Annotated in this window: 5 protein-coding genes and 1 pseudogene; 1 reads left to right on the forward strand and 5 read right to left on the reverse strand. The window is 52.3% G+C overall.

Annotated features, from left to right (window positions below; all coding sequences use genetic code 11):
- Positions 1-111: 111 nt before the first annotated feature.
- From QVP67_RS05285 to QVP67_RS05305, 5 genes are all read right to left on the reverse strand, one after another.
- The gene (locus QVP67_RS05285; RefSeq protein WP_022162518.1) at positions 112-1,626 is read right to left on the reverse strand and encodes a TolC family protein; all 1,515 of its coding nucleotides are present in this window, start codon (positions 1,624-1,626) and stop codon (positions 112-114) included.
- Between the two features lie 33 nt (positions 1,627-1,659).
- Complete coding sequence (locus QVP67_RS05290; protein ID WP_022162519.1) at positions 1,660-4,758, reverse strand: efflux RND transporter permease subunit; 3,099 nt, start codon at positions 4,756-4,758, stop codon at positions 1,660-1,662.
- A 27-nt stretch (positions 4,759-4,785) separates the two neighbouring features.
- Complete coding sequence (locus tag QVP67_RS05295) at positions 4,786-5,871, reverse strand: efflux RND transporter periplasmic adaptor subunit (protein WP_022162520.1); 1,086 nt, start codon at positions 5,869-5,871, stop codon at positions 4,786-4,788.
- A gap of 405 nt (positions 5,872-6,276) precedes the next feature.
- Positions 6,277-7,272: a hypothetical protein gene (locus QVP67_RS05300; protein ID WP_288179928.1), complete on the reverse strand. Its 996-nt coding sequence runs from the start codon at positions 7,270-7,272 to the stop codon at positions 6,277-6,279.
- A gap of 585 nt (positions 7,273-7,857) precedes the next feature.
- Positions 7,858-9,264, reverse strand: coding sequence for a C1 family peptidase (locus QVP67_RS05305; RefSeq protein ID WP_022162522.1), 1,407 nt, complete (start codon positions 9,262-9,264; stop codon positions 7,858-7,860).
- A 279-nt stretch (positions 9,265-9,543) separates the two neighbouring features.
- On the opposite strand from QVP67_RS05305, the pseudogene QVP67_RS05310 reads away from it, so the two are divergent.
- Positions 9,544-10,222 (forward strand): annotated as a pseudogene (locus QVP67_RS05310) (BamA/TamA family outer membrane protein); the annotation flags it as partial.

Consider the following 10,222-nt stretch of genomic DNA (forward strand, 5'->3'; position numbering starts at 1 on the left):
CGTCGGCTTTTTCCTGAAAACCCCTCGGCTTTCCAACGGAAACTCCCCGGCTTTTGCCTGAGTCGCATTCACCTCCCGCGGTGCGGAAGGCGGACGCCTGTTCTACGGCTGTCAATTGTCATAATCGAACTTTTCCGACAGCGAGAAGCCCGACATGAAGTCGTGCAACGTCAGTTTACGTATCTTGTAGTAGTTCAGCCAGTAATTCTTCAAGGCCGATATGTAGTTGCGTTGCGCCTCCTGCTGACGGTTCAGCGACAGGGTAAGGCTGTTGATGTCTGCCTTGCCGATGATGAACCGCTGACGCGTCTCTTCGTAAGCCAGTATGGCCAGGTCGAGTGCCTCTTCCGCACTGCTTACCAGGCTTTGCTGTATGTTGAAGTCGCTGACCGTCATCACCACTTCTTCCTCGATGCTTGCTTCGCTCTGACGGGCCGAAGTCCTTACCACATTCAGGTTGTTGCGGGCCATGTTGTATTTGCCTTTCCTCACGCCCCAGTCCACCAGCGGGATGCTGACGCTGACCGACACCATCTCCTGCTGCATAGGCCGCCGGTATGCCTCGCCAAACTGTTCGGCCACCTGGTTGAAACCGATGCTGGCATTGATGCTGGCGTTGAAGCGCGACTCCTTCTTGGTGCGGTCCACATTCTGTTCGGCCTCCAGGATGTTCTGCTTCAGTTCCAGAAAATCCGGATTGTTGGTGCGGGCGGCGGCCAGAGCCTCATCCACCGGCACAACCAGCGAACGCGGCGTACCGGGCAGCTCCAGCCGTATCTGGGGCGTGCCGGGCAACTCCAGCCGTATCTGAGTGTTCTTCTCCATATTGAGGAACGAAGCCAGCGCAAACATGGCACGCTTCAGCGAACTGGCCGCATTCTGCAAGGTGTTGCGGGCGTTCACCACGTCGAGCTTCAAGGTCAGCAGGTCGGCACGGCTGATGGACGCTATCTTCAGGCGTTGCATGCCGATGCTGTACAGCGTATCTGTCGAAGCCACGTTGTCCTTGGCCAAGTCGTATTCTGCCTGTGCCATGGCCAGGTCGAAGAAGTAGGTGGTGGCCAGCTCGGACACCTGTTCGGCGTTGTAAATGTATTCTTTCTTCACCTTCTCGTACTTCAGAGGCTCTATCTTGCGTTCCCAGCGGAAGGCATTGTACCCCACCAGGCTCTGCGAGTATCCCAACCGGATAGGCACGCTGGTAAACTGCGTATATTGGTTGGCCCCGAAGCTGCGCATGAAGCCCAGTTCCGTGTCGATGTAGAAGGTACCGCCCGTCAGGTCCAGATTCTGCCGGATGGCCAGGTTGCCATACGCGTAAAACGACTGCTGGCTGCGATAGATGTCCAGGTCCTGTTCCGAGTCGTACCGGCGTGTAATGTCGCGGTTATACTGGGCGGGCGTCATGTTCAGCGTCAGGCTGGGCAGGCGGTTGGCCTTGTACGTACGGTATTCCCAGTAACCTGCCAGATACATGTTCTGCGTGCGGAAAGCTTCCAGCGAACTGTCGTTGGCCAGTCTGATGGTCTTCTCCAGATCCAATACCACCAGTTGCTGGGCTTCGGTCTGCACGGCCGGCAGGCAGATGCCGAGCCCCCATCCTATCAGAAAAATAAGTTTTTTCATCTATTTGTTTGAATTTATGTCCTCAATACAGAGTCAGCACGGTGTTGCCTCACTCTTTACCTTTCGTTCACTTTTTCTATATATGTACCAATATATCAGCGGGATAATAAACAGACTGACCAGCGTGCCTATCAGCATGGCCCCGATCATGGCGATGGAAAGCGGCTTCTGCAGTTCCGAGCCCATGTCGAACGAGAACAGCAAGGGCACCATGGCAAATATGGTGGTCAGCGAAGTCATCACAATGGGACGCAAACGCCTGCGGCCTGCCTCGTGTATGGCCTCCAGCAGCGGCATCCCGCCCTTGCGCAGCTCGTTGATGGCATCCAGCTTCAGGATGGAGTCGTTGATGATGATACCGCAGGTCACAATCAGTCCGATGGCCGACATCAGGTTCAGCGTATGCCCGCATACCCACAGCAGCACCAGCGAGAAGGCGACATCGACCGGAATCTCGAACAGCACAATGAGCGGTTGCAGGAAACTTTCGAACTGTGCCGCCAGGATGAAATACATCAGCAGGATGGAAACGAACAGGATAACGACCAGCTCGTCCAGCATCTTCTGGTTCGAGAAGAAGCTTCCGCTGAACACGGTGTCCCACTCGTCCGAAGCCTCGGTCACCTTGTCCACCCCGGCCATCAGCTCGGGCGCATCTTCCACGTCGTAGAAGCGGAAGGGAATGTATTCCCCGCTCTTTCCGGCGGTGATGGTCTTCAGGTCTTCGCCTGCCGTCACTTTCACCAGCATCGAAAGGGGGACGTACTCTACCTGCCCCAGTCCGTCGGGGCGTGTCTGTATCAGGGTGTTCTGCAGAATCTCGTTGACCGTCTGCTCCTCGCCCACGATGCTGACGGGTAAATACTGCTGATAAGAGTGGAGCATGGCCACGCTGTTCTCCTTGAAGGCTGTTTTCAGGGTCCGGTACAGTTCGTCGTAAGCCACGTTGTAGAGCAGCAGACGCTCTTGCAGAATGCTGATGTTCAGCTGGTTTTCGAATGCGATGCCCACAGGAGGGTTACCGGTAGTCTTTGCCAGCTGCTTTTCCAACTCGCGCAACTTTTCTGCTTCGGGAGTCCGTTCCTTGTTCCGGGCATACAGCTCGGCCACGACATCGGCCTCGCCGGTGACAAACAGTTTCTCGAACACCGTCTCGGGAGGCGAAAACGAAATGACCGCATACGGATAGTGCTCGGCCACATAGGCATAGACCGCTTTCTGCAACGGAGCGATTTCTTCGGGCTTCTCTGTCTTGAAGTACAGTTCCGCTTCCGACGACGAAAGGGGGCGGTCGCGTTCCAACAGGTAGTCCTGCTGGCCGATGGCTGCAGTGCGTTCCACCGTCTTTCCGGCAAAATGCTCCAGCAGACGGTCCACCCTGTCGCGGTTTTCATCCACGTGGATGTTCTCGTTCCACTCCACGCGCGCCAGCAATTCGTTCTGGTCAACGGCCGGCATCCGCTCTTTGTCGATGAAGCGGAACATGAATACGCAAAGGGGGATGGAGACTGCACAGAACAACAGGCTGACTGCCTTATGCCGGAATACCCAGTCGACTCCGGCATCGTAGAAGCGATCCATGGTATGCTCTTTCAGCGGATTGGGGATGCGAACCCGACTGAGCCACGACTTCCGGTGCAGCTTTGTCCCATAAGCCAGCGAATAGAGAACGGGCAGCAACAGGATGCCCGTGAAATAGGACACAAGCAAACCTGCCGTTACGGCAAACGCCTGATCGTAGAACAGGGCACCGGCGATGCCGCTCATGAATATCAGCGGGACGAACACCGCCACCGTCGTCAGCGACGAACTCAGCATGGGCGTGATGACTTCACTGGCTCCGGCGATGCAGGCACGGTGCAGGGTAAAGCCCCGCTCGCGGTACTGCGAGATGTTTTCGGTGACAATGATGCTGTTGTCCACCATCATACCCTGCGCCAGTATCAGTCCGGACAGTGAAATGATGTTGAGCGACATGTTGAACAGGTAGAAGACCAGAAAGCAGACTATCAGCGACACCACCATACTCAGCCCGATGATGAGCGGCGAACGCACGTCGCCCAGGAACAATACCGCCACAATGCAGATGAACAGGAAGCCCAATGACAGGTTCTGTTGCAGGTTGTCGATGGTGTAGTCCAGCAGTTCCGTCTGGTTGCGGCTGATGCTGAAGTCGATTTCGGGATAGACCCAGCGGAAATAATTCATCACGCCGTTCACCGCATCCTTCATCTTGTCCATATTCTCGTCGGCCTGCTTGATGACAGCCAGCGTCACGGCGCGCTTGCCGTTGCTGACCGACAGTCCCCGCTCATCGACCGGCACAATGCCTACCTGGCAGAAGTCGCCCAATCGGACGATGCGGTCGCCCTTACGCAGCAGGATGTTTCTGACGTCTTCCTCCGTGCGCAGCAAGGTCGAGAACTTGATGCTGTATTCGTAATATCCGTCGCGCACGCTCATGCTGCCCGGCTCCACGTTGTTCTGCGACAAGGCGCTTTCGATGTCGCCTATCGTCAGCCCCAGCACAGCCAGCTTGGCCGGATCGGGGACAATGCTCACTTCTTTCTCTACCAGTCCGGTCACGTCGACCATCGCCACTTCGGGCAGCTGTTCGATGCGTCTTCTGATTACGTTTTCGGCAAACTCGCACAAATCCAGAAAGCGGTCGTCGGCCTGCATGTTTCCGGTGCTGTCGTCCTTCAACGTCAGGTTCAGGTAGAAAACGGGGATGTCCGTCGCGCTTGCCTTCACCACCTTGGGCCGGTCCGTATCCTTCGGCAGATAGTTCATGGCTGCGTCTATCTTCTCATTCACCTCGATGAAAGCCAAGTCGGTATTGGTGCCGTAGTCGAAGTTCAGCCGGATGATGCCGGCACCGTCCCGGGTCTCGCTGCTCATGTCCCTCAGTTTCGAGACTTGCACCAACTGTTGGCGCAGGGGTCTTACCACCGTATTCTCCAGTTCGCGCGCCGACGTGTTGGGCACCGACACCTGCACGGTAATTTCGGGTATGGCGATGTCGGGCAGCAACGACACGGGCAAGGTGGAATAAGTCACCAGCCCCACGATGAAGCATGCCGCGAATGCCATCAGCACGGCAATGGGCCGCTGTATCAAGAACTTTATCATAACCCTCTCTGTCTTGTCCTGTTGTTACTACTTTGTTTCCTCTACTACGGTGACGGGCGCTTCATGGGCCAGATTCACGTTGCCGGTGGCTATCACCAGGTCGCCTTCTTTTATCTCTTCCCCCACCAGCGTATAGCTGTCCGAGTTCTCAAGCTGTGTCTGCACATAGTTCCATATCGCCATATCGTTCTTCAGCGTAAACACCACCTGCTTGCCCGAGCGCAGTACCAGCGCACTCTTCGGTATCACCAACTGGTCGGGCAGTTCGCGGCGTACTTTTACCCGCACGTTCATTCCGCTGAACAGTTCGCCGCGGCTTGCCACCGTTGCTTTCACGTTCACCATGCCTTTTTCATCTACCAGGGGATTGATTTCCGAGATGCGTCCTTCGTATTTGGCTCCGGGATTGGCATAAGGCGACACCGTCACCCGATCGTCCTGCTTGATCAGGGGCAATTCATTTTCCAGCACCGTAAAGTCTACTTCCATCCGGTTGGAACCGATCACCGTACAGAAGGCATCGGCAGTCGACACCCTGTTATAAGGCTTTGCAAAAAGATTGGCCACCACTCCGTCGAAAGGTGCCCGCAGCGTGGCATGTTCTTCCTCGTAGCGTGCTATTTCGTATTGATAAAGAGCCTGGTCGTAGCCGCTTTTCACCTTGGCCAACCGCATGACGTCGGCGGGCACACTGGCCGTATCGCCTACAGCATATCCCTGCCCTATCAGTACGTCCTGCAACTCCAGTTTGGCTTTTGCCAGCGCGTCAGTTGCCTGAGCCGTCTTATTCTGCAGGAGGAAAGGGTCCAGTTCGGCCAGTGGCTGATCCTTTTTCACACGTGTTCCGTTTTTCACATATATTTTTGCCACCACTCCTCCGGTTTCGAAATTCAGGGCTGCTTCTTCTGCCGCTTTCATTTTGCCGTTGCTCACCAGTTCATGATAGAAGGTCTGCCGTTTCAGAGGCACCACCGTCACTTCAGTTTTCTTGTCCGGCAGCACGGTATTCACTCCCTCTTCTTCCACCGTTTTTTCCTTACCGGCTTCCGAACACGCTCCCAACAGGAAAGGAAGCATTCCACAAAATACGCAAGTGTAAAAAAGTATTTTCATCGTATTCTTATAGTTATTTGTTTTCAATGGTATTATTATCTTGTTTTCACATGTATACTTTTCCTGTTCCACTTAAGGATTTCCAAAAGTATGCAAAGGATTCGAGCTTTGCAAACAGATCTGACTGACAAAAACTGACAGCCCTTATATCCAGCACATTACGCCTATAAATAGCACAACATTGAAACGTTTCCGAACGATTTTGTAATGCCGATGAACGATTTTATACACTATTTCAGATGTATGTATTCATTCCTGAAGGCGATTCAAAGCCCCATCCACACCCCAAATCAACTCGCTTCCGCCGGTGAAGGTCCAAAGTCCGAACGATGCAGAATGAGCAAAATTTATCATTATAAGCGTTCGTCGTCAAAGTCAAACCATCCGTAATACATCACACACGCACTACTTCCCTCCGCCAACAGACAGCCTGTACAAGTTATCATCATCCGTAAACTTCTTCAGATAGAAAACGTCGTCGGCCAATACGCCCTCTAAATACAGCGCATCCAACTTCAAACGTTTCACGGCTTTTCCTTCCCAAGTATAAATATCGATATAGGTTTCCTTTCCCGGCCTGCCTGTATCCTGGTTCAACATATAGAAACAGGCATCATCCGCATTGATCTGTTTCATGTAACAGGCACCGTCTTTCATCGGATTTTCGGGAGAACCTCCTTTGTAATTGATTACAAAAAGCGGAAGAATCTTCATACGCTCGGTGTCAATCCGATACACTTCTATCTGATTGAAACGCATTCTTCCCACAACCAATTTATCCTGATAGACACAGAAGGTAAGGTCGTAAGGCATGGACTTGTCCTCAAAATAGCCTTCATCCACCCCTATGCGGTCGTATATTTCACCGGAAGCCACATTCAACAATTCAACTCCCGTCTCATGCGGAAGTAACTTGTAGCCACAATACAACGTATCGTTGAGGGCGTGAAGCCGCTGATATCCTCCTGCTAAAATTTTCTTATTCATCCGTTGCCTTTTACAAGACAAACTGTCTTTCCCGTCCCATAGATACGTCCTTATTTCGTTATCGTTCCATATCCTGAATGCTCTGCTCCTTTGCCCGCCAACCAGATTGGCCGTAGTCAGAAAATCGTCAGGGCCGTTTCCTATCTGCCCGAAAGAGAAATAATGCCTACTGTCCGAAAGATCCCACAATGTAAAGCAAGGCTCCATCTTATCATTCTGCAACAGGATAAAAGAATCTCCCGCCTGCATGTACTCAATGTTGCACAAAGTAGGCAACGGCACAGCCTGCGGTGTCACCGCCTCCGTCTTGCTTTCCCAGTCTATGGCATTGATAGCCTGACTGTCTTTCTGGCTTTTTCCGTTACAGGACTCCAAGAGGAAAAGGCATAATACCACCCCATAAATCTCCTTCATACAGTTCATGTTTGATATTATCATTTACTTAAGTTTCGCAAATGCCCAACTTATTAGTTGACAAGGCTTCAGTTAACGAGTCTACTAGGATGGAACTCAACTATTTGATAAACAGTCGTTTGAAACAATTCGCTACAAACACCTTGTCAATTCATCAACTTGCTACTCGTTACTCGTCAACTGCAACTTGAGCTTGCAAATTGAAAATCGATGAAGTCAAAGTTGAGCTATATCACCCCGTCATCCCGAGCGTTGCGTTTTAATGGCAACTCTCCTATTTTGACAGCCTCAAATGTAACAGATTTCTTTTTACTGGAATACGGCAAAAACGACTTCTTATACGACAAAAACGACTTTTGTTTCCTCATTTCGCGCCTAAGCCCTACGCTTCTTACATTCATAAGTCCCTATCCAGCAGCAAGAGAGAGAACAAGCAACACCCATACTCCCCGGATACCATGCCAAGAAAAAAGAACAGCCGGCTACAGGATATAAGCAGACAAATCAGAAGAGACTGCAACTCTTCGCACCGCTTCTATCCCGCAGCCGGCTATCATTTATACCGGACAACGTAAAAGAGAAACTTTATTCCTCTTCGGCAAACATCGGATCCCAGGCAGGCAACTTGATCGGCTCCTGACGGAAAAGCTTCATCACCTTTTCGGGCACATACTTCGTCTCGACTACCAGACGGAACATATATTCGTCAAACCAGCGGTCGGTCATGATGAGGTGTCCTTGCCAGCCGCTCGACGCTCCCCAGCTGTTCTCCACCAACCACTTCACGGGCTTGCCGTCCTTGTCAAGGTCAACACCGGCCAAGGTCATGGCGTGGCTCGATCCGCTGGAGAAGGTGGCGATGCGTTGCTTCTTGTCCATGCCGAAGGTAACGCCCATCAGCGAAGCATAGTCGTAATTGTTCACGTCCAGCAGGCCGCGCTCGGAGTTGAGTTGCTGACCCACGTCGCACGAGAAGTACATCATCGTACTGTCCTTCAGCGAAGCGATGGCCATCTGCTTAATGTCTTCAATAGGCAGGTTGACGTACGTCCAGTTGTGTCCGTCGTAACGGTGGCGGTCGTAGTCTATCTCGTAAGTCTTATAGTATTCGCGCGTAGGATCGTTCATCAGCATCACGTAGTCGGTCAGCAGCTTGGTATCGCCATACTTCTGGAGGAAGGTCATCGGCGTGTGGTGTTCCGTTTCTACCGGATTGCCCTTGGCGTCCTTGCGCACATAGTCGAACTCGGCAGGCGGCATGCCCAGGTTGAGCACCAGCATGCGGTAGACAGTACCCAGGATGGCGGTCTTCTCCCGCTCCAGCTCGTCGGCCTTGGCGCCACGTGCCACCATGTCACGCAGTTGCAAGCCATATTCCTTCAGCTTCAGGCTGATGAGCGATGCCATACGCGAAGTGTTCGAACTGCTGTTTGTCTCGGGCATGGCCTCGGCAGGCACCAGTCCGTACTTCGACACGATGTCGGCCACTCCCGTAAACGTACCGCCGTCGCTCAGCGGATGCTTGAAGAGCCACTCCACTGTCTGGTCGCTCATGGGCAGCTTGCCAGTGTCGATAACGCCTTGCAGGAAGAGGTTCGACTTCTCCAGCTGATCCCAGAAGAAAGGATAGACTTCGGAAAACTCGAACGACGGGAAGCCGAAACGTGCCATCGTCTTGGCACGCATCACGTTCAGCCCCGTAAACAGCCAGCAACGGCCGGATGACTTCTGGTCGGTAATGCCACTGGACTTGACACGAACCGAGAAGTGTGTGTCCATACCTTTCATATTCTCCTGGTTCAGGGCCAGACGACGGATATCGTTGTTACCGATGGCATTGCGTAGTGCCTTGTCGGCAGGCGTCCCCTGATAACTTTGACGAATCTGTTCGAGCATAGAAGGACTGATTCCTCCTTCACCGCCTCCCTGCGCACTGGCCGAAAGAAAAGCCGTCGTGGCGAGAACAAATACAGATAACAAATGTTTTTTCATAACGATCGAAACAGTTTTTATTGTTGATAAAATACGATGATTAATGGTGAATGGTCAATGGTTAATGATAAATGATTAATGGTGAATGGTGAATGGTCTGAGAAATTCTTCATTCTTCATTCTTCATTTTTCTCCATTCTTCATTTATCAAAATCCCTCCCAAGCTGACAAATATAACACCTTTTTTGAAAAATTTAGTATTGTCTTTAGAATAATTGTCCATTTATAAGGAAACTGATTCAAATAAAATAGTTTTCTTTGCACCCTCATTCGTACGATATGAAGAAATTTATCCTGAGCTTGATAGCCCTGCTGGCACTGACCAGCCTTTTGCCTGCACAAGAAGTGCAGACAGACTCTGTAAAGACCGAAGACAGCCACGCACTGACCCGTAAAGAACTGCATAAGCAAAAAGTGGCGCGACGCAATCTGCACTACAACATTCTGGGCGGTCCCAGCTATACCCCCGACTTTGGAGCCGTATTGGGAGGAAGCGCATTGCTGACTTTCCGCATGAACCCCAGCGACACCACCCAGCGACGTTCAGTAGTCCCCATGGCACTTGCCTTCATGTTCAACGGCGGCATCAACCTCTTTTCCAAGCCACAGCTCTTCTTCAAGGGCGACCGTTTCCGCATCTTCGGTAAGTTCTCGTACAAGAATACGCAGGAGAATTTCTACGGCTTAGGCTATACCACCAACCGCGACTATGTGCGTAGCGAAACCACCAGCCAGTACCGTTACAGCGGCATACAGGTGAACCCGTGGTTCCTCTTCCGTCTGGGTGAAAGCAACTTCTTTGCCGGACCGCAGATCGACATCAATTACGACCACCTGACCGATCCAGCCAAAGGCCTCGTCAACGAGCCTACCTACCAGGCAGCCGGCGGAACCGACAAGGGCTATAAACAGCTCAGCTCGGGTATCGGCTTCCTGCTGACCTACGACAGCCGCGACG

The organism is Bacteroides sp. CAG:633, from assembly GCF_000435115.1.
Taxonomy (GTDB): Bacteria; Bacteroidota; Bacteroidia; order Bacteroidales; family Bacteroidaceae; genus Bacteroides; species Bacteroides ndongoniae.